The sequence below is a fragment of the Mesorhizobium sp. M0870 genome (genome assembly GCF_040319775.1).
Lineage (GTDB): Bacteria > Pseudomonadota > Alphaproteobacteria > Rhizobiales > Rhizobiaceae > Mesorhizobium.
The window spans coordinates 1-23816 of the sequence record NZ_JAMYOI010000010.1; the positions used below are offsets into that span (position 1 = coordinate 1).

A 23816-nucleotide genomic window follows, 5' to 3' on the forward strand; every position below is an offset into this window, starting at 1 on the left:
AACGCCCCCCCCCCGGGCCCCCCCCCGAAATAGCTCCGCCCTAAACCCCCCCACGTTTACATAAAAAAACCCCCGGGGGGCCCACCCCCGCCCCTCTTTTTGCGTCCAAGACGCGGTCCTGCCTCAGGCCGCCTTCGCTTCAGCCTCATGAAGGGCAAACGACCGTCCGTCAGCGTCGAAGATATGCAGGTCCTCGCCATTGGCGCTCAGCCGCAACGTCGAACCACGCTTGACCTCGACATTGCCGGGCAGCTTGGTCACCAGCGGCAGGTCGGCGCGACCGATGTCGACATAGACCAGCTGAACCTCGCCGAGCTGCTCGAGATAGTCGACCGTCCCCTCGAACAGATAGTCCGCGCCGCTGGCGATGATCAGGTCCTCCGGCCGCACGCCAAAGCTCACCGCAGCACCCTTCGCCGAAGCAGGCGTTGCGATCGGCACGGTTGCCTTGCGTCCGCCGACATGGCTGACGACGGTCGGATTGCCGGTCTTTTCGATGGTCGCGGGCAGGATGTTCATGGCCGGCGAGCCAATGAACTGGGCAACGAACAGATTGCCGGGCTTCTTGTAGAGATCCATCGGCGTGCCGACCTGCTCGATATGGCCGTCCTTGAGCACCACGATGCGGTCGGCAAGCGTCATCGCCTCGACCTGATCGTGGGTGACGTAGATCATGGTCGTGTTGGGCATCGATTCCTTGAGCTTGGCAATTTCGATGCGGGTGGCGACGCGCAGCGCGGCGTCGAGGTTCGAAAGCGGCTCGTCGAACAGGAACACCTTCGGATTGCGCACGATGGCGCGGCCGATGGCGACGCGCTGGCGCTGGCCGCCTGACATCGCCTTGGGCAGGCGGTCGAGATATTTGGTCAATTGCAGGATCTCGGCGGCCTGACGCACACGGCGGTCGATCTCGGCCTTGTTCTCTTTGCCGATCTTCATCGAGAACGCCATGTTGTCGTAGACGGTCATGTGCGGGTAGAGCGCGTAGGACTGGAACACCATGGCGATGCCGCGCTTCGACGGCGGCACGTCGTTCACCACTTCGCCGGCTATTCTAAGCTCGCCGGAGGTGATTTCCTCGAGCCCGGCGATCGATCTCAGCAATGTCGACTTGCCGCAGCCCGACGGGCCGACGAAGACGATGAACTCGCCCGACTTAATATCGAGGTCGATGCCGTGGAGAATGTTCAGATTGCCGTAGGACTTCTTCACTTGTCTTAGCGTGACATCGGCCATTGGTTTCCTCCAGTGATTGGAAATTCAGTCGAGACGCCCGAACCAGGCGCCGTAGCCGCCAAGCTCGATGGAACCGCTGTTCGCCTGCCCCGAAAATCCGTGCCCGGGCAGAGGTTGCAGCGATCGGCCGCCAAGGTCAACCTTGGCCGGCCCTGCTCCCAGATTGAAGACGCAGACGATCTGCTCGTTGCCTGCGCGGCGCGTGAAGGCGACGGTATCTCCCTCACTTTCGATGAAGGTGATGTCGCCCTTGGCGAGCGCCGGATGGGCACGCCGGAAGGTGAGAAAGCGTCGGTAGTGCTCAAGCAGCGAAGCCTCGTCGCCCTGTTGGACATTGACCGCTTGCGCTAGATGCTTGGCCGGCACCGGCAGCCAGGGCTTTGCTGGGGAGAAGCCGCCATTCTTGGCGCCGCCATCCCACACCATCGGTGTGCGGCAGCCGTCGCGGCCCTTGAATTCCGGCCAGAAGCGGATGCCATAGGGATCCTGCAAATCCTCGAATCGCAGCTCTGCTTCACCGAGCCCAAGCTCCTCGCCCTGATAGATGCAGACCGAACCGCGCAGGGACATCAGCAGCGCCGAGATGACCTTGAGATAGGCGGTCGGGTCGGCCTCATTGGCCGCCCAGCGCGAGGCCGGACGCATCACATCATGGTTAGAAAAGGCCCAGCACGACCAGCCATCGCTGGCGACCTTGCCGAAGGATTCCAGCACCGAGCGGACCTTGCCCGCGCTGATCTTTTCCGGCGCCAGGAAATCGAAGGAGTAGCACATGTGCACGCGCTTGCCGCCGGCGGTGTAGGCGGCAACCACTTCAAGCCCGCGCTGCGAATCGCCGACCTCGCCGACCGCTGCGGTTGCCGGATATTCATCGAGCAGGGCGCGGAACCGTTCGAGGAAGCCGAGGTTCTCGGGGCGGCTCTTGTCGTAGAGATGGTCCTGGTAGTTGTAGGGGTTGACCGCCGGCGCGGTCTGGTCGTTGCGCTCTTCCGGCGGCAGCGGCGGATTGTTTTCCAGGCCCTGGCTGTGGAAGTAGAAATTGATGGTGTCGAGCCGGAAACCATCGACGCCGCGCTCCAGCCAGAAGCGGGTGACGTCGAGCAATGCGTCCTGGACTTCGTGGTTGTGGAAGTTGAGGTCGGGCTGTTCGGCCAGGAAATTGTGCATGTAATATTGCTGGCGACTGGTGTCCCATTGCCAGGCCGAGCCGCCGAAGATCGACAGCCAGTTGTTGGGCGGCGTGCCGTCCGGCCTGGCGTCCGCCCAGACGTACCAGTCGGCTTTCGGGTTGCTGCGGCTGGACCGGCTTTCCTTGAACCATGGGTGGTTGTCGGCGGTGTGCGACAGCACCTCGTCGATCATCACCTTCAAGCCCAGCCTGTGTGCCTCGGCGGTCAGCGCGTCGAAATCGGCCAGCGTGCCGAACATCGGATCGACATCGCAATAGTCTGACACGTCGTAGCCGAAATCCTTCATAGGCGACTTGAAGAACGGCGAAATCCAGATGGCGTCCGCGCCGAGTGCGGCGATGTAGGGGAGGCGGCCTATGATGCCCTTGAGATCACCGATGCCGTCGCCATTCGAGTCCTGATAGCTGCGCGGATAGATCTGGTAGATCACCGCGCCCCGCCACCAGTCGCGATCGATGGCGAGGTCAGGCTTCGAGCTGGCCTTCAAAGCGGATTGCATCGTCTCAGCCTCCTTTCACCGAGCCGGCAAGCAGCCCGCGGACAAAATAGCGCTGCAGCGAGAAGAACACGATCAGCGGCACAATGATGGTCACGAAAGCCGATGTCGTCAGAATCTCCCAGTCGCCGCCGCGCGAGCCCAACAGCGCGTTGAGCTTGGCGGTCAGCACGATCTGGTCTGCCTCTGTACCGAGGAAAACCATCGCCACCAGCAGATCGTTCCATACCCACAGGAACTGGAAGATGGCAAACGAAGCCAGCACCGGGAACGACAGCGGCAAGACGATCTTGACGAAGATCTCGAAATCGCTGGCGCCGTCGATGCGCGCCGATTCCATGATTTCGCGCGGCAAGCCGGCAATGTAGCTGCGCAGCAGGTAGATGGCGAAGGGCAGGCCGAAGCCGGTATGCGCCAGCCAGATGCCGAGATAGGTCTTCGACGGCATGCCGAAGAAAGCGCCGACGCCATTATAGAGTTTCAACAACGGGATCAGCGACATCTGCAATGGCACCACCAGCAGGCCGATGATAACCGCGATCAGCAGCGCCCGGCCGGGAAACCGCATCCAGGCCAGCGCATAGGCGGCAAAGGCGGCGATCAGGATCGGGATGATTGTCGCTGGGATAGTGACGGTCAGCGAATTCATGAATGACCGTCCGATGCCCTCGGAGAACAGCACGGTTCTGTAATTGTCGGTGGTGAATTTCGGCGGCGCCGATGAGGCATAGTAGATGCGCTGGCCGCGATCGCCTTCGAACGCTTTCGGGGACTGCATGACGAAGCTGCCGTCGGCATTGAGTTGCAAGGTCACGCCGTCGCCGAGATCGGCTGTCGTGCCGGAGGTATACTGCGTCGGCGCCGCCGATTTGACGCCGAAGGCGCTGATGTCGCGCTTGGCGCCGTCGCCGAAGATATTGCCTTCGAGGACGAACTTGCCGTCCTTCTCGGCTTGCGCCGAGGCGGGCGGCAGCCGGCCGGCTTCCGTCTGGGTGGAACTGGCGAACGAGTTCCACCATCCCGAGGCGATGATCTGGTTCTTGTCGCGCAGCGACGAGACCAGGATGCCGAGCGTCGGTATGGTCCAGATCGCGACGAAGATGAGCACGGCGATGTGGACGCCAAAGCGGCTGGCGAAGGAATTTCCGGTCGCGACGGCCATCTCAATGTCCTCCCGTCTCTTTGTTCGCCTGGCGGATGTTCCAGACCATGATCGGAATGACCGCGATCATGATGATGATGGCAATGGTGGCGCCGCGGCCGAAATCGCCGCCGCCGCGGAACATCCAGTCGAACATCAGATTGGCCAGCACCTGGCTGTTCCACTGGCCGTTGGTCATGGTCAGCACGATGTCGAACACTTTGAGCACCAGAATGGTGATCGTGGTCCAGACCACGGCGATGGTGCCCCAGATCTGCGGCACCATGATCTTCCAGAAGATCTGGAACGGATTGGCGCCGTCGATGACAGCGGCTTCCAGCGTTTCCTCGGGGATGCCGCGCAGGGCGGAAGACAGGATGACCATGGCAAAGCCGGTCTGGATCCAGATCAGGATGATCATCAGGAAGAAATTGTTCCAGAACGGCAGCGATATCCAGACCTGCGGTTGGCCGCCGAAATGCTGGATGATGGCGTTGAGGATGCCGATCTGCGTCTGGCCTTCGCCCCGATACTCGTAGATGAATTTCCAGATGACGCTGGCGCCGACGAAGGAGATCGCCAGCGGCAGGAAGATCAGGCTCTTGGCGATCGTGCCCCACCAGATCTTGTCGGTGAGCACGGCGATGATCAGCCCGAGGAAGGTGCAAGCTGCCGGCACCACCGCGAGCCAGATGATGTTGTTGAGGATCGAGTTGCGGAACTCGCGATCGCCGAACGCCCATTCATAGTTCGCCAGGCCGACGAAATTGATGCCGCTGCGATCGAGGAACGACAGCCGCAGCGTCTCGACCACCGGATAGATCAGGTAAATGGTGAGGATGATCATCGCCGGACCGACGAACAGCCATGGCCGGACCAGCCCTTGCCGGCGCAGATTGTCGATGGCCGCGGCACCGGCGACGCCGCGTGACGGGAATATCAGGTCGACCAGCCTGTTGGCGCCCCAGAAATAGGCGACGCAACCGCCGACCCCGATGATGATGACAGTTATGGCCGAGAAAATCTGAGCCGCCATGGGTCCCTCTCCCCCTGCGCATGATCCGACAAGGAATGACCTTGGTGACGGGGACCAGGCGCCGATTCAGTTGTTTGGAGCACGTCATCGGCGGTTTGCGCACATTGCCGATCGCGCTTCATGTCAATGCGCTCATGACGAAAGGCTGCGGCACGGGCCGCCGTCGGATCCGGGCCAGTAGGGCCCGGACCCAGTGCGAGAATGGTTGGTCGCTTACGTGCCGGCCGCTACTTGATCGCGTCCCAGCTCTTCTGGATGTCGGTGGCGACGTCCTGCGCCGACTTGCCGCCGACCAGGTCGATCATGCCGGTCCAGAAGGCGCCGGCGCCGATCTTGCCCGGCATCAGGTCGGAACCGTCGAAGCGGAAAGTCGAGGCATTGGCGAGGATTTCGCCCTGCTTCTTCAGCGCGTCGCTGGCATAGGCATCCTTGTTGACCGACTTGAGCGGCGTCACGAAGCCGCCTTCGGCCATCCAGATCTCGTGGGCGAGCGGCATCTTCAGGAATTCGATGAACGCGCGCGCACTCTTGCTGTCCTTGGTGATCATCGCCAGCGTACCGGCGCCGAGCACGGGCGTGCCCAGTTCAGGCTTGGAGGCATAGGGCGGGAAGTAGAAGAAGTCCGCGTCCTGGCCGACCTTGGTGCCTTCCGGGAAGAAGGTCGGGATGAACGATGCCTGGTGGTGCAGGTAGCATTTCGGCGGCACCGAAAAGAGACCCTTCGGACTGTCGCGGAAATCGGTCGCCGCAACCGCCTTGGCGCCGCCGTCGACCATCTTGTCGTCGGTCGCGATCTTGCCGAATATGTCGATGGCGTTGACCACCGCCGGATCGTTGAACGGAATCTCGTTCTTCACCCATTTGTCGTAGACCTCCGGAGGCTGGGTGCGCAGCATCAGGTCTTCGACCCAGTCGGTCGCCGGCCAGCCGGTGGCGCCGCCGGAGCCGAGGCCGATGCACCATGGCTTGCCGCCATCGGCGATGATCTTCTTTTCGAGATCGGCGAGTTCTTCCTGGGTCTTCGGCACCTTGTAGCCGGCTTCCTCGAAATTATCCGGCGAGTACCAGACCAGCGACTTCACGTCGGCCTTGTAAGGGAAGGCGAAGAAGCCCGGCTTGCCGTCTTTGTCCTTGAAGGTGCCGAGATCGACCCATGACTGGCCGGCGCCATAATTGTCCTTGACCCATTTGGCGGTGTCGTCACCGAGTGGCGTCAAAAGGCCCTTCGATGCCAGATCCTGGATCAGGCCCGGCTGGGGCAGCACGGCGATGTTGGGCGGGCTGCCGGCCTGTGTGTCGATGACGATCTGCTGCTCGTAATTCTCCGAGGAGGAGTATTTGATCTCGACGCCGGTGGCTTCCGAGAAATAGTCGAGAACGCCGCGCACCAGGCCTTCGTCCTCGCCGCGCCACGGCCCGAAGATCGACAGTGTCTCACCCTTGAGGTCGACTTTCTTGAGTTCTTCGTAGTTCGCCCAGTTGAAGCGCTTGTCTTCGCCGGGCTTGAACTTCAGTTCGGCCTGCGCGGGCGCGTTCAGGGCGAACGTGGCAAACGCAGCACCCAGCAAAAGCATTTTCTTCATCGGTATTCCTCCCAGTGGGTCTCACACACCGGACGGAACCTCCATTCCGCCCGCCGACGCCGCAGGACTGTGACTCAGTCGGAAAGGAACCGCAACCTTTCGAAGAGTCTTCCAAAGCGCTTTGGCTTTTTCGATCACGCCATTGAATTGCCAGAAAGTCAAGAGGCTGGCGAATTAATCGATTTAGGTTCGCGCATCTTAACTCCTGAAAGTGCGCTGCAGCATACTATTATGGCGATGCAGCAGCAATTTTTGTTTCAAACACGCCCAAACCGCGTCTATGGTTCGGCTTGTATGGCTCGGCCTCGGTGGCACTTGGGTCGATTCAATTTAAAAGCGCTTTGAGGGAATGGAGACTTTCGTGAACCTCAAGCAGCTCGCCCACATGCTGGCACTTTCGCAAACCACGGTAAGCCGCGCTCTGAACGGCTATCCCGAGGTCAACGAGGAAACGCGCAGGCGTGTCATGGATGCCGCCAAGCGCCATGGCTACCGTCCCAACCCGAGCGCGCGCCGGCTGGCGACCGGCAAGACCGGCATGATCGGCTATGTCCTGCCGACCGGTGCGTCCGTCGACATCGATCCGCATTTCGTCGAGTTCCTGTCCGGTCTTGGCGACTATGCCCGCTCGCACGAGCTCGATCTTGTGCTGTCGCCGGCCGACGCCGACGACCAGGAAACCACCTACCGGCGCATCGTCGCCAACCGGCAGGTCGACGCCGTCTACATCTCCTCGCCGCGGCCCGTTGACCGGCGCGTGGCGCTGGTCAACACGCTCGGCATTCCCTTCATCGTCCATGGCCGCAGTGAGGGCTTCGACTTCGACTATGCTTTTACCGACATCGACAATGAGGGCGCCTTCCACGAAGCGGCCAGGCTGCTGATCCAGCTCGGTCATCGGCGGCTGGCGCTGATCAATGGTGACGACCGCGAGACCTTCGCCATCCATCGAGAACGCGGCGTGCGCCGGGCGCTTGCCGCGAGCGGACTGACATTGAGCGAACGCCATGTCTGCTCGGTCGATATGACCGAGGAGAACGGCTATCGCGCCACCAGGCGCTTGCTGGAAGAGGACGACGCGCCGACCGCGATCGCCTGCTCCAGCCTGATCATGGCGCTGGGCGTCGTGCGTGCGGTGCGCGACCTCGGCCTGAGCATTCCGGGCGACGTGTCGCTGATCGCCCATGACGATGTCTTCCCCTGGCTGAGGCCGGAGAATTTTTCGGTGCCGCTGTCAACGACGCGTTCATCGATCCGTCTGGCCGGCGCCCGTGTCGCCGAGCGGCTGGCGGCACGGATTTCCGGCCTGGAGGAGGGTGCCCGCGGAGAGGTCTGGCCGGTCGACCTGGTGGTTAGGGGATCGGTGGCGGGGGCGCCTGTTTAGAACTGTCTCCCGAAGCGCTGCAAGCGCCGACCTTACTCCTTCGCAGCCCCTGCCGCCTTGATGTCCAGCAGCCCGTAGCCGAAATCATTGTCGCGTCCCTTTGGGCCGAGATCCCTGGCCGTCGCCGCGAGCGCTTTCTCGATGTCGTCGGCCGAACGATCAGGCGCGGCATGGATGAGATTGGCGATGGCGCCACTCACGATCGCCGCCGCAAACGAGGTGCCTGTGACCACGTCCGAACCGCCGCCGCTCGGCGCCACCATCTCGACGCCGGGCGCCGAGATGAAGACATAGGCGCCGCGATTGGCCTGCGGCATCAGCCCATCCTTGGCGTCGGTGGCGGTGACTGCGATGACACCATCGAAGGCCGCCGGATAGCCATAGGGCGCCTTCGGCCCGTTGTTGCCGGCTGCGGCGACCAGCACCATGCCGAGTGCGCGGGCATTGCGGCAGGCGACGCCGAGCAAATCGTTCTTCGGCCCGACGAAGCTCATATTGATGATGCGCACGTCCTGTTCCGCCGCCCAGTCGAGCGCCGACAGGATGACGTCCATGGTCGACTTGCCGCCCTCGAAGGCGCGGGCGTGATAGATTTTTGCGCCCGGCGCCATGCCTTCCAGCACGCCGACGCCGGCGATCAGCCCGTCGATCGACGTGCCGTGATCGCGCTTTTCGATCGGCACGTCGGGCATGGCGTCGAACTGCCCGGCAATGACGCCCGACAGCGCCGGGTTGGTGTCGTCGATGCCGGTGTCGATCACCGCGATGCGAACGTTTTCGCCGCTGGCCTGTTTGGAATCGAGCGCGATATGATCGAACGCATAGTTGACGATGCCGGCGGCCTGCTGCAGCGAATACACATGATTGGGCTCGCGCCGCTGTGTGCGGCCGTCGGCGGCCAGTTGCGCCAGCACGACGCCGACGGGCCGGCCGTCGGGAATGCCGAAGCGCACCAGCGTGGTGCCAAGCAGCCGCGACTGGCGCTGCGAGCGCACCTGCAGGCCGAAGGAGGCGGCGATCTGCTGCACGGCACCGGCATCGCCGTCGACGGTCACCAGCACCTCGTCGGGCACGAAATCGCCGACCACGGCGCGCCGCGGCTGAACGGCGATGAGATCGGTCGGCGAGACGATCGGGCCGCCAGGCGGGGGGCCGGCTTGAGTATCGGCAGGCAGCGTCGCGGGTGCCGGCCGTGGCGTCGGCACAGGGGTCGGAGGCGCCTCCGGGTTGGGAAACAGGTCGACGATCAGCGCCGGCAGGAAGACGGCGCCGGATTGGCCTGCGTCCGATCCGCCCTTTGTGTCATTGCCGTTCTTGGCGCAGTCGGCTCCCGCCGCATTGGTCCCGTCGCGGCAGTCGATTTTGGTCTGGTCTGGATTGGGGTCGTTGGTCTGCGCCGACGCGGGCACGGCGACGATTGTCATCGCCGCCGCAAGGATTGCCGCAAATCGAATGACTGCCTCAGCCGCCATCAACGGGTTTCCTTCCCTCGATCACAGTTTCCGTGAAAGCCTGGGCGGCAACAAGGCCGATTTGCTTGTTGTAGTCGGCAGCGGTCGGGGCCGGAATGCCAAGCCGGAACACGCCGTCGGCGGTCGGTCCGCCGATGATCTTCAGCCCGTTGCTGCCGAGGAAGGCGGATATGTCCGACATGTTGGCATCCGGCTTGAACTTGACCAGGGCGAACGGCATTTTCGCCGGATCGTTTTCCGCGCCGGCAATCTCGAAATCATTGCCTTTGCCGCCTGGTTCGACAAACGACTGCACCATGACCAGGGCCAGCAGAACCGCGGCTGCCGCCCAGGCGACACCGACCGGCACCGCCATGAAGCGGCCCCAGGCCTGCGCCAGCCAGGACGATCCTGCCGGCTTGCGCGCAGGCCCGGCCTCGGCGTCGAGTGCCTTGGCAAAGCGGCTGAGCGCATCGGCCGGCGGCCGGATTGCTTCGTTGGCGGCCGTGGCGCCGGAGAATTCGGCTTCAGCCTCACCAAGGGCGGCAAGTGCGGCCGGATCGCTGGCCAGCCATTCCTCGACCGCTTCCAGATCGGAACCTTCCAGCGAGCCGTTCAGGTAGAACGGCAGCAGCGTTTCCATTTCGTCGCGGCGCGACATCTTTTCAGCGGCGCTCATGGCCACCCCCTGTCGTAACCGGCGGCCTTGAGGGCCTCTCCGAGTTTCTTGCGGGCGTAGAACATCCGGGTCTTGACGGTGGCGACCGGAATGTCGAGCACCTCGCCGATCTCGCTCACCGACTGTCCGTGATAATAGGCAAGATCGATGACGACGCGATGCTCTTCGGGCAAGGTTTCGACGAAGCGCCGCAGGGCGGCGGCCTTGTCTTCCTTCATGGTGACGACTTCCGGCGTGTCGGCGCCGTCGGGCACCGCGGCGGCGGCCTCGTCGTCGATCCAGTCTTCCTTCTTCTTGCGCAGAAAGGACAGCGCCTTGAAACGGGCGATGCCGAGCAGCCATGTCGAGACTTCGGAGCGCCCTTCGAAGCCCGGCGCCTGGCGCCACAGCTCGAGGAAGACTTCGTTGGCGATATCGTCGGCCATCATTTCCGATCCCGTCTGGCGCGTCACGAAGCGGTAGACCCGCGCATGGTGACGCATGAACAGGAGCCGCACGGCGGCACGGTCGCCCTTCGCGACCCGGTCGACGAGAGCGCGATCGGTCTCCGTCGCTGCCGTCATGGCCGGTCGAGCCGCCTGGCTCCTGTCTGCTCTGTCGCTGATCGGTCCAAAAAGGTTCATCCTCCGCCAAGGAATTTTTAGGAGGCTAACCGAAGAGCGGGGCGGTTGCCAGAGCATCCCTTCTCCCCCGTCACTATACGGGGAGAAGGTGCCGGCAGGCGGATGAGGGGCGGCGCCGGCGTTCGCTGTTCATATGCCATGTTGGCGCTGCCCTCATCCTTACCCTCTTCCCGTAAAGGACGGGGAGAGGGGGACGCCAACGGAGCGCTTGTCACCCCAAAAACGGCTTCGCCTTCATCGTCTCCGGTATTGCCACACCCAGCCGGCTCAGCACTGTCGGCGCCAGCTGCAGCTGGTCGAGCAGCGTGTCGGCCTGCGGACCCTTATCTTGTCCAAAATAGTACAGCGCGAAATCCTGCATCTCGTCGTCATGGCCGCCATGATGGCCACGATCGGTCTGGCCGTGATCGGCGGTGACGATCACCTCATAGCCGGCTTCGATCCAGCGCGGCAGGAAGGCCGCCAGCATGCCGTCCATCGCATAGACAGCGTGGTCCATCTCATGGCAGTCGTGGCCGAAGCGGTGCCCCATCGAATCCAGCGTGCAGGTGTGCAGGATGCCGTAGTCGATGCCATGGCGTTTCGTCAGCATCGTCAGTGTCGCGAACAGGTCGACATCGCTCGGCGTCATCTGGTTGCGAAGATTGTAACCGGTCATGGTGTGGAAGCGGCCATGCGTGATCGGCCCGCTTGGCTCGTCGAATTCCATGTCCTCGACCAGGTCGAACGGATAGGCGCGGAAGAACTCCGACCAGTAGGAATGGGTCACCGCCCCCGTCTTGCCGCCTGCCTTGCTGACCTCGGAGAAGATATCGGGCTGCTCGACGCGGAACCGGTTCTCGTTGGAGAGAATCCCGTGCACCTGCGGTGAGACCCCGGTGTGGATCGACGCATAGCAGCAGGCCGAGGTCGACGGCAGCACCGAGCGCATCTTCCAGACGCGCGCCTCGCCCGATTGCACCCAACCTTCGAGATTGCCCATCAGCCGGCGCCAGTTCCGGTAGGGCACGCCATCGAGGATGATCAGCAGAAGCTTGGATTTGAGCGCCATGAGCTGCTCCATGCGGTTGGCGGTTGAAACGGGAACGCCGTGTGCCGTCCCGGGCACACGGCGTTCTTGATAGATGAAATCGGACGATCAGAGTCCGCTCAAGCGTTGAGCCAGCACTCGGCAAGCGCGTAGCCGTCCATCATTTCGCCGATAGGGCTCTTGGCATAGCCGCCGATCTTGTTGGTGGCGGCCGCGTCGATGAACTGGTTGAAGAAGGGCACGATCAGCCCGCCTTCGTCACGCATCATCACTGCCATATCGTGGTAGATCGCCTGGCGCTTGGCCTGGTCGAGCTCGCCGCGCGCGGTAAACAGCATCTTGTCGAATTCCGGCCGCTTGAAGCGCGTGTCGTTCCAGTCGGCGGTCGAGACATAGCCGGTGGAATACATCTGGTCCTGCGTGGCGCGTCCGCCCCAGTAGGAGAGCGAGAAAGGCTGCTTGTTCCAGACCTCAGACCAGTAGCCGTCGCCGGGTTCGCGCTTGATCTCGATCTTGATGCCGGCTTTGGCGCAGGACTGCTGATAGAGCTGTGCGGCATCGACGGCGCCCGGAAAAGCGACGTCCGAGGTGCGCAGCACGATCGAGCCGCTGTGGCCGGATTTCTTGTAGGCTGCCGCTGCCTTTTCCGGGTCGAACTTGCGCTGTTCGATGTCGGCGGAAAACAGCGGATAGGCCTCGTTGATCGGGAAGTCGTTACCCACCGAGCCATAGCCGCGCAGGATCTTTTCCAGCATCTCGTCGCGGTCCATGGCTAGCTTCAGCGCCATGCGCAGGTCGTTGCTGTCGAAAGGTGCGGTGTCGCAGAACATGTTGAACGGATAGTAGCCTTTGCCCGAGACGTTCTCGATGGAAACGCCGGCGATGCGCTTGACCAGATCGACGACCTTGGGTTCGACGCGGTTGATCATGTGCACCTGGCCGCCCTGCAAGGCTGCAAGCCGTGCGGTCGCATCATTGATGACGATGATCTCGACCTGGTCGGCATGGCCGGCCTTGTCGCGCAGCCAGTAATTGGCGAAACGCTCGCCGCCATGGCGCACGCCGGGCTGGTTGACGCTAACTTTATAGGGACCGGCGCTGATGCCGGCGTTCGGATCGTCCTTGCCGCCATTCGGCTGGATGGTGAGATGATAGTCGGCCATCAGATAGGGGAAGTCGGCATCGGCGTCGCCGAGCGTGACGATGACCTCCTTGCCGCTCGCCTTGATCCCCTTGATGTTCTTGAGGATGCCGAGTGCTCCGGACTTGGACTTCTCATCCGCATGTCGCTCGATGGTGGCGGCAACATCCTCCGCGCCGACCGTCTTGCCATTGTGGAACTCGATGCCGTCGCGGATCTTGATTGTCCATGTCTTGGCGTCGGCCGAGGCGCCAATCTCCTCGGCAATCAGGTTGACCAGCTTGTTGTCCGGTGTGAGGCGCACGAGATACTCGCCCCAAAGCTTGCCGAAGCTGAAGGTAACCTGGCTGAGGTTCAACGCCGGATCGAGACTGTTGGTGGATTCACCGCCCTGCAGGCCGGCCTTGATGATACCGCCCTTCACCGCCGTCTGGGCAAATGCCTTGCCGGCCAGCGCCGGCATCAGGGCCGCCGATACGCCGAGCGCGGCGGCACGCCCGAGAAAGGCGCGACGCGATATCCGGCCTTGACCGGCGAGTTCAGCGAGATAATCGAATTCAGTCTTCATGTCCTACCCCTGTTTAAAAGTCGTGCGAGCGGCGCTTGTCCCGAAGGACGTGTGGCGTTCTAGTGTTGCATCCGGATGACGGTCGCCGGCGCCCCGATGTGGCGGCTTGATCTGACGCGATTTCCAGGGAAGCGCCCTGCATTTCTTCCGGGAGTACTGGTCTCCAGTTTTCCCGGAATTGCTTTAGTTCCCCGCGCTGGCCATGCGCCGTCCCTTGATTGCCTTTTCCAGCCAGCCGATTTCCATCTCTGGAACCGAGGAGAGCAGCAGGTCGGTGTAGGCGTCGAAGGGCGGGCTCAGCACCTTGCTCTTGGGGCCGTAGCGCACCACCTCGCCGCGATACATCACCGCGATCGAATCGGCGATCGACTTCACAGTGGCGAGGTCATGCGTGATGAACAGATAGGCGACGTTCTCTTCCTTCTGCAGCTCGAGCAGCAGCTCGAGAATGCCGTGTGCCACCAGCGGATCGAGTGCCGAGGTGACCTCGTCGCAGATAATCAACTTGGGCTTGGCGGCAAGCGACCGGGCAATGCAGACGCGCTGCTTCTGGCCGCCGGAAAGCTCGGCCGGGTAGCGGTCGGAAAAGCCCTTGCCCATCTCGATCTTGTCGAGCAGTTCGGTAACGCGCCTGTCACGCTCGCGGCCGCGCATGCCGAAATAGAACTCCAGCGGCCGGCCGATGATGGTGGCGACGGTCTGGCGGGGATTCATCGCCACGTCGGCCATCTGATAGATCATCTGCAGCTGGCGCAAATCCTCCTTCGGCCGGTCGGCCAGCCGGTTCGCCAGCGGGCGCCCGTCGAAGGTGACGGTGCCCTGTTCGGGCGGCAGCAGACCGGTGATGGCGCGCGCCAGCGTCGACTTGCCAGAGCCGGACTCGCCGACCACGGCAAGCGTCTGTCCCGGATAGATGTCGACGGAGACGTTTTTCAGCACCTTGATATGGCTGCCGCCATAGGCGGCGGTGATGTTCTTCACCGACAGGAACGGTGCCGTGCCGGGCTTCTGCTCCTGGTGTTCGATCTCATGCACCGAGACAAGCGCGTTGGTGTATTCCTGACGCGGCTCCTTGATGATCTGCCGCGTGCCGCCCCATTCGACCAGCCTTCCATGGCGCAGCACCATGATCTCGTCGGAGACCTGGGCGACGACGGCAAGGTCGTGCGTGATGTAGAGCGCAGCGACATGGGTGTCGCGGATGGCGTCCTTTATCGCCGCCAGCACGTCGATCTGCGTCGTCACATCGAGCGCCGTTGTGGGCTCGTCGAAGACGATCAGGTCCGGCTCGGAGCAGAGCGCCATCGCCGTCATCACACGCTGCAACTGGCCGCCCGAAACCTGGTGCGGAAAACGCTCGCCGATGGTTTCGGGGTTGGGCAGGCTGAGCTTCTTGAACAGCGCAACCGCGCGCTTCTCGGCCTCGGCTCGTGTCGCGGTGCCGTGCAGCAGCGTGGCTTCCACCACCTGGTCCATCAGTCTGTGCGCCGGATTGAAGGCCGCTGCCGCCGACTGCGCGACATAGCAGACTTCGCGGCCGCGTAATTTGCGGAAGCCATCCTTGCCGCCCTTGAGGATGTCGCGGCCGTTCAGGATGACCTCGCCGCCGGTGATGCGTACGCCGCCGCGGCCATAGCCCATCGACGACAGACCGATGGTCGACTTGCCGGCCCCGGATTCGCCGATCAGGCCGAGCACCTTGCCCTTCTCGAGCGTCAGCGAGACATCGTGCACCAGCACGATGTTCTTCGGCGGCTCTCCGGGCGGGAAGACGGTGGCCTCGATGCGCAGATTGCGGATGTCGAGCAACAAGCCAGGTTTCGCTTTGGTGTCGGCCATCACCCGCGTCCTCCCTTGAGGCTTGTCGTCCGGTTGAGCACCCAGTCGGCAACCAGGTTGACGGAAATCGCCAGCAAGGCGATCGCCGCCGCCGGGATGAGTGCGGCCGCGATGCCGAAGACGATGCCGTCCTTGTTTTCCTTGACCATGCCGCCCCAGTCGGCGTCCGGTGGCTGCACGCCAAGGCCGAGGAACGACAGCGTCGACAGGAACAGCACCGCGTAGATGAAGCGCAGACCGAGTTCGGAAACCAGCGGCGACAATGCGTTGGGCAGGATCTCGCGGAAGATGATCCAGCCGCTGCCCTCACCACGCAGTTTCGCCGCCTCGACATAGTCCATGACGTTGATGTCGACGGCGACCGCGCGCGACAGGCGATAGACGCGGGTCGAGTCCAGAATGCCCATCACCAGGATCAGCGTCACCAGATTGGTAGGCAGCACGGACAGCACGACGAGACCCATGATCAGCGTCGGGATAGACATCAAGAGATCGACGAGGCGCGACAGCAGCGTATCGAACCAGCCGCCGAACACCGCCGCCGAGAAGCCGAGGATGGCGCCGAGCGAGAATGACAGCGCGGTGGCCAGCACCGCGATGAACAAAGTGATGCGGGCACCGTAGATCATGCGCGAAAGCAGGTCGCGGCCGAGATTGTCGGTGCCCAGCAAATGGGCAGCCGACATCGGTTCCCAGACATCGCCGACGATTTCGCCATTGCCGTGCGGTGCGATCCACGGTGCGAAGACCGCCGCCAGCACGAACAGCGTCGTCAGGATAATGCCGATCAGCGCGGGGATGGGGATGCGTTTGATATCGAGCATATCCGCCCCCTATTTCGGGTGTCTGAGACGCGGATTGGCGACGATAGCCCCGATGTCCGCAATGATGTTCAGGCTGATGTAGACGGCGGCGAAGATCAGGCCGACCGCCTGCACCACCGGCACGTCGCGTTTGGTGACGTGGTCGACGAGATACTGCCCCATGCCCGGATAGACGAAGATCACCTCGACCACGACGACGCCGACGATCAGATAGGCGAGGTTGAGCATGACGACGTTGATGATCGGCGCGATGGCATTGGGGAAGGCGTGCTTGCGGATGACGTTGAAGGCCGACAGGCCTTTCAGTTCCGCCGTCTCGACATAGGCCGACTGCATGACATTGAGGATCGCCGCGCGTGTCATGCGCATCATGTGGGCGAGCACGACCAGCGTCAGCGCTGCCGCCGGCAGGGCGATCGCCTGCATGCGCTCGCCAAAAGGCATGCCGTCATAGACGGTCGAGATGCCGGGGAAGATTTGCCATTTCACGGCGAAGAAATAGACCAGCACGTAGCCGATGAAGAACTCGGGAAAGGAGGTCGAGGCCAGCGCCAGCCCGGAGATCAGCTTGTCGACCCAGCCATTGCGATAGCGTACCGCGATCAGGCCGAGGATGATCGCCAGCGGCACGGCGACGATCGCTGCCCAGAAGGCGAGGAACAGCGTGTTCCACAGCCGTCCCTTGATCGACGTGGCGATATCCTGCCCGCTCGACATGGCCGTGCCGAGATCGCCGGTCAGCACGCCGCCCAGCCAATGAAAATACCTGAGATAGGCTGGCTGGTTGAGCCCGAGTTGCTCGCGCAGATTGGCGAGCGACTCCGGTGTCGCCGATTGTCCGAGAATGGCTTGCGCGACGTCGCCGGGCAAGATCTGGGTGCCGGCGAAGATCAGGACCGAAACGGCCAACAAGAGGAGAATGCCCAGCGCAACGCGCTGGGCCACCAGTTTCAAGATGGGTGAGGACATATCCGCAAGGCCAAGCTCAGGCTTCGAGCCAGCACTTCGCCAGCGCGTAACCGTTCATCAGCTCCTGATGTGGATCGTCGACCCAGCCGTCGACCTTGGCGCCGGTAGCGTCGATGAACTGGTTGAACATCGGCAAGATCAGGCCACCTTCGTCGCGGACCAGGACAGCCATGTCATGGTACATCTGCTTGCGCTTGGTCTCGTCTAGCTCGGCGCGCGCGGCCAGCACCATTTTGTCGAAGTCCGGGCGCTTGAAACGCGTGTCGTTCCAGTCGGCGGTCGACAGATAAGCGGTGGAGTACATCTGGTCCTGGGTCGAGCGGCCACCCCAGTAGGAAGCGCAGAAGGGCTGCTTGTTCCAGACCTCGTTCCAATAGCCGTCACCGGGCTCACGCTTGAGCTCGATCTTGATGCCGGCCTTGGCAGCGCTCTGCTGGAAGAGCTGGGAAGCGTCGACGGCGCCCGGGAAAGCGACGTCCGAAGTCCGCAGCAGCACGGCGCCGTCATGGCCCGACTTCTTGAAGTGGAACTTGGCCTTGTCGGGATCGTACTTGCGCTGCTCGATATCAGTGAACAGCGGGTAGGAAGCGTTGATCGGGAAATCGTTGCCGATCGAACCGTAGCCACGCAGGATCTTGTCGAGCATTTCTTCGCGGTCGATGGCCAGCTTCAGGGCCATGCGCAGATCGTTGTTGTCGAAGGGGGCGGTGTTGCAATGCGCGATGAAGACATAGTGGCCAGGACCCGCATGGTTGCGGATGGTCACGCCAGGCAGGCGCTTGATCAGGTCGACGATCTTCGGCTCGACGCGGTTGATCATGTTGACCTGGCCGCCTTGCAGGGCGGCGGTGCGCGCCGTCGCATCGTTGATGACGATGATCTCGATCTGGTCGGCATGGCCCATCTTGTCGCCCTGCCAATAATTGGCGAAACGCTCGCCGCCATGGCGCACGCCGGGCTCATTGGTCGTGACCTTGTAAGGACCGGCCGAGATGCCTGCGTCGGCCTTATCCTTGCCGCCATTCGGTTGGACGATCAGGTGATAGTCGCTGAGCAAATAGGGCAGATCGGCATTGGCTTCCTTCAGGGTCAGCACGACTTCCTTGCCGCTGGCCTTGATGGTCTCGATGCCCTTCATGTAGCCGAGCGCGCCGGATTTCGACTTCTCGTCGGAATGGCGCTCAAGTGTGGCGGCCACGTCCTCGGCGGTCACCGTCTTGCCGTTGTGGAATTCGACGCCGTCGCGGATCTTCAGCGTCCATACCTTGGCGTCGTCCGACGAGCCGATCTCCTCGGCGATGCGGTTCTCGAGCTTGCCTTCCGGCGAAAGCTCGACAATCAATTCGCCCCACATTTTGCCGAAGGCGAACGGCACCTGAGTCATGAACAGTGCCGGATCAAGGCTGTTGGTGGACTCGCCGCCGACAAGTCCGGCCTTCAGTGTGCCGCCCTTGACCGGACCTGCCGCGCGTGCAGCGCTTGAAAGCAGCGAATTAGCGAAGGGTGCGGAGATACCGAGCGCCGCCGCCCGGCCGAGAAAATCACGACGGCTCAGTTTGCCCGACGCGACACGCCGGCTAAGAAATTCCAGTTCGTTCGACATTTTGAGTTCCTCACTCTGTTGGTTCGACTCTGCGGTCGTTTTTCTTGTTTCTTGTGAGGAGAATAATGACCGCAAGGGAAAGCGGTAAGCAAGACCGAATGCGACATGCCGTGGCGTAAATCGTACGTCGCAATTGGACCAATGAGCTCAGTGCTCAAAGAAGCGCGCGCGGCACCTTCTGCTCGAAATTGCGCTCGAAGACGAGCGTTTCGTCCTCATAAGCCTCGATTCTGGCGCTGACGATGAAGTTTTGCGCGTCCGATCGCATTTCGGCTGTCGTTTCGGTGCGTACCGACCATCCGTTTCGCGACAGGGTCTGCGTCCAGTGTGTCTTCCCTGAGGCCGACAGCGGATCGTCGGGATGGATCGTCCAGGTCTCGCGGGCAATGCTGCCATTGGCAAGACCGTGATCGAGATCGCGGACCTCACCGAAATCATCAACGATGGAAAGCGTCACGATTCCCGTCTTTTCGTCACGATCGATATGGCGCTCGGAATTGCTGGCGCGGATCGTCTCCGTTGCCCAGGGAGTGGCACCTTCCGGCTCGGCGAACGCCGCTTCGTCGTCTGTCGCCAGCGGCCGCAGCGGCAAGCGGAGCGTCGCCGCCGACAAGGTCAGCCGGACCGGCTCCGGCGACGGCCAGATGGCAGGCCAATAGGCGTTCGAAACGGCAACACGCAGGTGGTGGCCGGGCGGAACGCGATAGCCGCATTGATCGAGCACGACGCGCACGAACACGGGTTCGCCCGGCACCAGCGCCTCGGGAAATTCATGCGAATTGCGATGCGTCAGATTGAGCACGCCATAGGAAATCAGTTCCGAGGCGCCATCGGGATGCACGTCACAGAGTCGGATCGCAATGTTGGCCTGCGGACGGTCGGAGGACAGCCGCAATTCGACTTCCGGGGCGCCGACGATGTCGATGGCCTGACTGAGTTCCGGCTGGTCGAAACACACCGACAGCGCATCGTCGGGGCGCTGATCGCCTGGCAGTTCGGGGCCGAAGGTGAAGGGAAAATACTCGCCGCCAGCCAAGCCGCAGCTTTGCGGCGAGGCAACGATGGCGGGTTTTTCCGTTGCGGGGATCAGATCGACCGTCTGCGTCTTGATGGTTGGCGAGGGCCATTGCTGCTCGGCAATCCAGCGGCCGGGACGCTCGGGGTGCCAGCGCGCCGGACGCACGCTGTCCATGACATAGGCGCGGTAGGCCGGGTCGGACTCGACACCGGTTTCGACACTCTTGAGCCAGCGGTCCCACCAGCGCAAGGCCTCCTGCAGGAAGCCGATGGCGGGTTTTGGTCCTGCGTAATGCGGGTATTTGTGGATCCATGGCCCGATAATGCCCTTGACCGGGGCTTCGATGTTGCTGGCCAGATGCGAGACCGTGTTGCGGTAGCCGTCATGCCAGCCGCCGATCGACAGCACCGCGGCTTTGACGGCGGAAAAATCCTCACAGATCGAGCCGCGCTTCCAGTAGGCATCACGGTGCTGGTGCTTCAGCCACAGCGGCGCCAGGAAGGATTGGTTCTCCAGCCGGGTCAGCCACAGATCGCGCCATCTGTTGTCGCCGGCCAGCAGCGGGTCCGGCGGCCGCGACGAGTAGGACAGCATGGTCGAGGCCCAGCCGAAGTTCTCGATCAGCAGGCAGCCGCCCTTGTAGTGAATGTCGTCGGCGTAGCGGTCGACGGTCGAGCACAGGCTGATCACCGCTTTGAGCGCCGGCGGCTGCTTGGCCGCCACCTGCAGGCAGTTGAAGCCGCCCCAGGAAATGCCCATCATGCCGACATTGCCGTTGCACCAGGGCTGGCTTGCCGCCCAGGCGATGATGTCGCAGGCGTCCTGCAATTCCTGCTCGGAATATTCGTCGTCCATCAGCCCTTCGGAATCGCCATTGCCGCGCATATCGACCCGGATCGAGGCGTAGCCGTGGCCGGCGAAATAGGGATGCGTCAGCTGATCGCGAAAGATGGTGCCGTCGCGCTTGCGGTAGGGCAGGTGTTCGAGGATGACAGGCACCGGATCGTCGCCGGCGTCCTCCGGCATCCAGACCCGCGCCGACAGCCGGCAGCCATCCGGCATGACGATGCCCATATCCGGGAACTCGACGACCTTGCGGGGAAATTCGGTGACGGTTTTCATGGCCCGCATAACGCCCCGCGGCGCGACGACTTTCAATCACCATTCGCGACTGGAGCAGCGAAAAATGCGACCTGTGCCGCTACCGCAATTCATCCAGCAGTTCAGGATGTTTTTCCAGCAGCGTCATCAATTGAATGGTCGGGCCACTCGGCTCGATCAGGCCCCTTTCATACTTGTCGAAAGCATTCTCGCCGACCTTGAACAGGGATCCTGCCTCGCGCTGCGACAGATTGAGCTTTGTGCGCATGCGGCGGATGGTTGCCGGGGCCGGCACGCCATCGATCCTCTCCTTGAGGGCGCGTAGTGCGGCATCGACGGCAGCCATGTCGCCTCCGATATGCACACCCTCGTCACCGGATGCTGGATAGTAACCCGGAAGGTCGACAATTATGCTCTCGCCCTTGTACGCCACTGTGAATGGACGCACGTCACGCGTGAGCGTTTCCCCGGTTTCGGGGGAAATCATGGTCCGATTTTCTTCTCTTGTCGCCATGGTCATTTCTCCTTGAACGACATGACCGTGAACTCGGTCACGACATCCGCTTGGAATTTCACGTAGAGGATCAGGTCGCGCACGGGCACGTGATAGACATCCTGCCAGACCCGGTGATCCGCAAAGGTCGTCATGGATTTCACGAACATTTTCCTCGTCATGCCGCCGATTACCTCGACGACGCCGGCACGGTCGAAGCCAAGGCCTGTGGCATCCCGCAGAGCGGACGTCGTGATCGCCAGCGTACCGACAGACCCGAACGTCGTCTTGATGGCATCAAGATCGTAGGTGGGCCTTCGTTTCTCCATGACGCAATATGCCACCATAAAGGTGGCAATTCAAGGGTGCCCCCCGGTAGGCCGAGAGCCCTAATTCAGCGGGATGTCGTTATCGTCCTTGTTCGCCTGATAGACGCCGGACAGATCATCGTAGCGCGCCGAAATCGCGCCGATGCGTATTTCCAGCCGTTGCCGCTCTACCTCGGGCAACGCTCGCACCAGCCTGCGGATAGAAAAGCTCTTCCAGTAGGCATTCTCGGCATTGTAGCCGCCGGGGTCGAGGGTGAAGACCTCTTTCAGGATCTTCAGATCGTGCGGGATGGCAAAACTGTCGCGCGAATCCTCGTGGCTGAACAGATAGTAGAAATTGTCGAAGCCAGTCCAGGTGATCGCCGACAGGCAGAGCGAGCAGGGCTCATGCGTGGCGAGGAAAATGGCGTCTCTTGTATCGACGCGCTCCGCCTTCGGCATTTCGTAGAAACGTTTCAGGCAGTGCACCTCGCCATGCCAGAGCGGGTTTTCCCTCTCGTTGTTGGTCTCGGCCAGCACCAGCGAACGGTCGTCCTTGCGCAGGATCGCCGCGCCGAACAGCTTGTTGCCATGGACAACACCGTCGGCCGTCTTCGGCACGATGTCGTGTTCGATCACGTCGAGCAGGCGGTCGATCAAAGAAATGTCGGTCATTTCAGGCTCTCCTGCTGCATGTCGCCCAAAAGTGCCCCGGTTTTGGGGTAACGACATGCACAAAAAATTAAGGGAGATGGATCTCGTAAGCATGCGAGAAATGGAATTCTTCGAGATTGGAGCCGTCGCCGCCCCGGTCGACGATCAGGAAGTCCTGAGGCTCGCCGAGCGGCGTCAGCACGCCATGCCAGAGATTGCGGGAATAGTTGATACCTTGTCCGGGTGCGGTGGTGAAGGCATGCGGCTCGCCCGGCCCCTCATCGCCATCATGGCAGACGACGACCAGGAATGGGCGCGGCGACAGCGGGATGAAGGCCTGGCTGCCGAAGGGGTGGCGCTCGACCATGCTCAGCTTCAGCGGCAGTTCGTAAGGCGTGCCGCGCACCATCGAGATCAGCACGCGGGCATTCGGTCCGATCGCCTCGGCGGTCGCCAGATCGTGATAGCGTTCCGCGCGGCCGCCATTGATCGGGTAGTGGTTGTCGCCGCCCATATCGATGACGTCGCCGAACGGAGCAAAGCTCTCGCGGGTCAGTGGCCGCGCAATGATCCGCGTCACGGCGTCCGCCCGGGGACACCGGCGCCGCCGAGCTTGGCGTGCCGGTTCACGTCCTTGTAGAGCAGATAGCGGAATTTTCCCGGGCCGCCCGCGTAGCAGGCCTGCGGACAGAAGGCGCGCAGCCACATATAGTCGCCGGCCTCGACCTCGACCCAGTCCTGGTTGAGGCGATAGACCGCTTTGCCCTCCAGCACATAGAGCCCATGCTCCATGACATGGGTCTCGGCGAAGGGAATGACCGCGCCGGGTTCCAGCGTGACAATGGTCATGTGCATGTCGTGGCGCAAATCGGCCGGATCGACGAACCGCGTCGTCGCCCAGCGGCCTTCGGTGCCGGGCATAGGGGTTGGCGCGATCTCCTGCTCGTTGGTGAAGAAGGCTTCCGGCACATCGAGGCCGTCAACCACCTCGTAAGCCTTGCGAATCCAGTGGAAGCGCACGTCGGCCTTGCTTTCGTTGCGAACCGTCCAGCCGCTGGCCGGCGGCAGGAAGGCAAAGCCGCCGGGCCGCAAGACATGCTTCTTGCCGGCAAGCAGAACCGTCAACTCGCCCTCGACCACGAACAGGGCGCCCTCGGCGCCGGCATCGGGTTCCGGCCGCTCGCTGCCGCCGCTCGGCGCGACCTCGACAATGTATTGCGAGAACGTCTCGGCAAAACCGGATAGCGGTCGCGACAAGATCCAGGTGCGGGTCTTGTCCCAGAACGGCAACGCACTGGTCACGATGTCCTGCATCACACCCCGGGGAATGACGGCATAGGCCTCGGTGAAGACGGCGCGGCCGGTCAGAAGCTCGCTCTGGCCGGGGTGGCCGCCATGTGGTGCGTAATAGGTTCGCTCGGGCATCCTGATCGTATCCATGGGTTCAAA

The 23816-nt window shown here is 62.5% G+C and carries 21 protein-coding genes; 1 reads left to right on the forward strand and 20 read right to left on the reverse strand.

All coding sequences use genetic code 11. The annotated features are described in order from the left end of the window. Positions 1-123: 123 nt before the first annotated feature. From NKH97_RS14050 to NKH97_RS14070, 5 genes are all read right to left on the reverse strand, one after another. Positions 124-1236, reverse strand: a complete 1113-nt coding sequence (locus NKH97_RS14050) for an ABC transporter ATP-binding protein (protein ID WP_023813651.1) — start codon at positions 1234-1236, stop codon at positions 124-126. Between the two features lie 24 nt (positions 1237-1260). Beyond that, positions 1261-2925, reverse strand: a complete 1665-nt coding sequence (gene bglA / locus NKH97_RS14055) for a beta-galactosidase BglA (RefSeq protein WP_031213706.1) — start codon at positions 2923-2925, stop codon at positions 1261-1263. Positions 2926-2929: 4 nt separating this feature from the next. Then, positions 2930-4084 (reverse strand): carbohydrate ABC transporter permease, encoded by a 1155-nt coding sequence (locus tag NKH97_RS14060; protein ID WP_352794646.1) that lies wholly within the window; start codon positions 4082-4084, stop codon positions 2930-2932. Position 4085: 1 nt separating this feature from the next. After that, entirely contained in the window at positions 4086-5099 is a 1014-nt protein-coding gene (locus NKH97_RS14065; protein ID WP_023813648.1) for a carbohydrate ABC transporter permease, read from the reverse strand. 227 nt (positions 5100-5326) lie between these two features. Further along, positions 5327-6682 (reverse strand): ABC transporter substrate-binding protein, encoded by a 1356-nt coding sequence (locus NKH97_RS14070; protein ID WP_127267791.1) that lies wholly within the window; start codon positions 6680-6682, stop codon positions 5327-5329. A gap of 361 nt (positions 6683-7043) precedes the next feature. Between NKH97_RS14070 and NKH97_RS14075 the strand changes: the two genes are divergently transcribed. Next, positions 7044-8066 (forward strand): substrate-binding domain-containing protein, encoded by a 1023-nt coding sequence (locus NKH97_RS14075; RefSeq protein WP_023813647.1) that lies wholly within the window; start codon positions 7044-7046, stop codon positions 8064-8066. A 32-nt stretch (positions 8067-8098) separates the two neighbouring features. On the opposite strand, the gene NKH97_RS14080 is transcribed toward NKH97_RS14075, so the two are convergent. The 15 genes from NKH97_RS14080 to NKH97_RS14150 form a co-directional block, all read right to left on the reverse strand. Next, positions 8099-9538 carry a S8 family serine peptidase gene (locus tag NKH97_RS14080; protein ID WP_023813646.1) on the reverse strand — a complete coding sequence of 480 codons (1440 nt, stop codon included), beginning with the start codon at positions 9536-9538 and terminating at the stop codon, positions 8099-8101. Then, on the reverse strand, positions 9528-10196 hold the full coding sequence (locus NKH97_RS14085; RefSeq protein WP_023813645.1) for a hypothetical protein: 669 nt from the start codon (positions 10194-10196) through the stop codon (positions 9528-9530). Before NKH97_RS14085 ends, NKH97_RS14080 begins: the two co-directional genes overlap by 11 nt. Then, positions 10193-10759 carry a sigma-70 family RNA polymerase sigma factor gene (locus NKH97_RS14090; protein WP_023813644.1) on the reverse strand — a complete coding sequence of 189 codons (567 nt, stop codon included), beginning with the start codon at positions 10757-10759 and terminating at the stop codon, positions 10193-10195. Before NKH97_RS14090 ends, NKH97_RS14085 begins: the two co-directional genes overlap by 4 nt. Positions 10760-11030: 271 nt before the next feature. Next, positions 11031-11870: an alkaline phosphatase family protein gene (locus tag NKH97_RS14095; protein ID WP_023813643.1), complete on the reverse strand. Its 840-nt coding sequence runs from the start codon at positions 11868-11870 to the stop codon at positions 11031-11033. 98 nt (positions 11871-11968) lie between these two features. Next, entirely contained in the window at positions 11969-13558 is a 1590-nt protein-coding gene (locus NKH97_RS14100; RefSeq protein ID WP_352629893.1) for an ABC transporter substrate-binding protein, read from the reverse strand. A gap of 183 nt (positions 13559-13741) precedes the next feature. Then, positions 13742-15397 carry an ABC transporter ATP-binding protein gene (locus tag NKH97_RS14105; protein WP_352672745.1) on the reverse strand — a complete coding sequence of 552 codons (1656 nt, stop codon included), beginning with the start codon at positions 15395-15397 and terminating at the stop codon, positions 13742-13744. Continuing rightward, positions 15397-16221 (reverse strand): ABC transporter permease, encoded by an 825-nt coding sequence (locus NKH97_RS14110; RefSeq protein ID WP_027039888.1) that lies wholly within the window; start codon positions 16219-16221, stop codon positions 15397-15399. Before NKH97_RS14110 ends, NKH97_RS14105 begins: the two co-directional genes overlap by 1 nt. Before the next feature lie 9 nt (positions 16222-16230). Beyond that, on the reverse strand, positions 16231-17190 hold the full coding sequence (locus NKH97_RS14115; protein WP_352629889.1) for an ABC transporter permease: 960 nt from the start codon (positions 17188-17190) through the stop codon (positions 16231-16233). Positions 17191-17206: 16 nt separating this feature from the next. Continuing rightward, the gene (locus NKH97_RS14120) at positions 17207-18793 is read right to left on the reverse strand and encodes an ABC transporter substrate-binding protein (RefSeq protein WP_023813638.1); all 1587 of its coding nucleotides are present in this window, start codon (positions 18791-18793) and stop codon (positions 17207-17209) included. 154 nt (positions 18794-18947) lie between these two features. Then, entirely contained in the window at positions 18948-20933 is a 1986-nt protein-coding gene (locus NKH97_RS14125; RefSeq protein ID WP_352797415.1) for a CocE/NonD family hydrolase, read from the reverse strand. 79 nt (positions 20934-21012) lie between these two features. Further along, positions 21013-21432, reverse strand: coding sequence for a type II toxin-antitoxin system MqsA family antitoxin (locus NKH97_RS14130; protein WP_050592750.1), 420 nt, complete (start codon positions 21430-21432; stop codon positions 21013-21015). Next, positions 21429-21734, reverse strand: a complete 306-nt coding sequence (locus NKH97_RS14135; protein ID WP_352797418.1) for a type II toxin-antitoxin system MqsR family toxin — start codon at positions 21732-21734, stop codon at positions 21429-21431. Before NKH97_RS14135 ends, NKH97_RS14130 begins: the two co-directional genes overlap by 4 nt. Before the next feature lie 60 nt (positions 21735-21794). Next, complete coding sequence (locus NKH97_RS14140; RefSeq protein ID WP_128302769.1) at positions 21795-22388, reverse strand: nucleoside deaminase; 594 nt, start codon at positions 22386-22388, stop codon at positions 21795-21797. Between the two features lie 67 nt (positions 22389-22455). Further along, positions 22456-22947 carry an ureidoglycolate lyase gene (locus NKH97_RS14145; protein ID WP_128302770.1) on the reverse strand — a complete coding sequence of 164 codons (492 nt, stop codon included), beginning with the start codon at positions 22945-22947 and terminating at the stop codon, positions 22456-22458. Further along, positions 22944-23807: a bifunctional allantoicase/(S)-ureidoglycine aminohydrolase gene (locus NKH97_RS14150; protein ID WP_352797423.1), complete on the reverse strand. Its 864-nt coding sequence runs from the start codon at positions 23805-23807 to the stop codon at positions 22944-22946. Before NKH97_RS14150 ends, NKH97_RS14145 begins: the two co-directional genes overlap by 4 nt. Between the last annotated feature and the right edge of the window lie 9 nt (positions 23808-23816).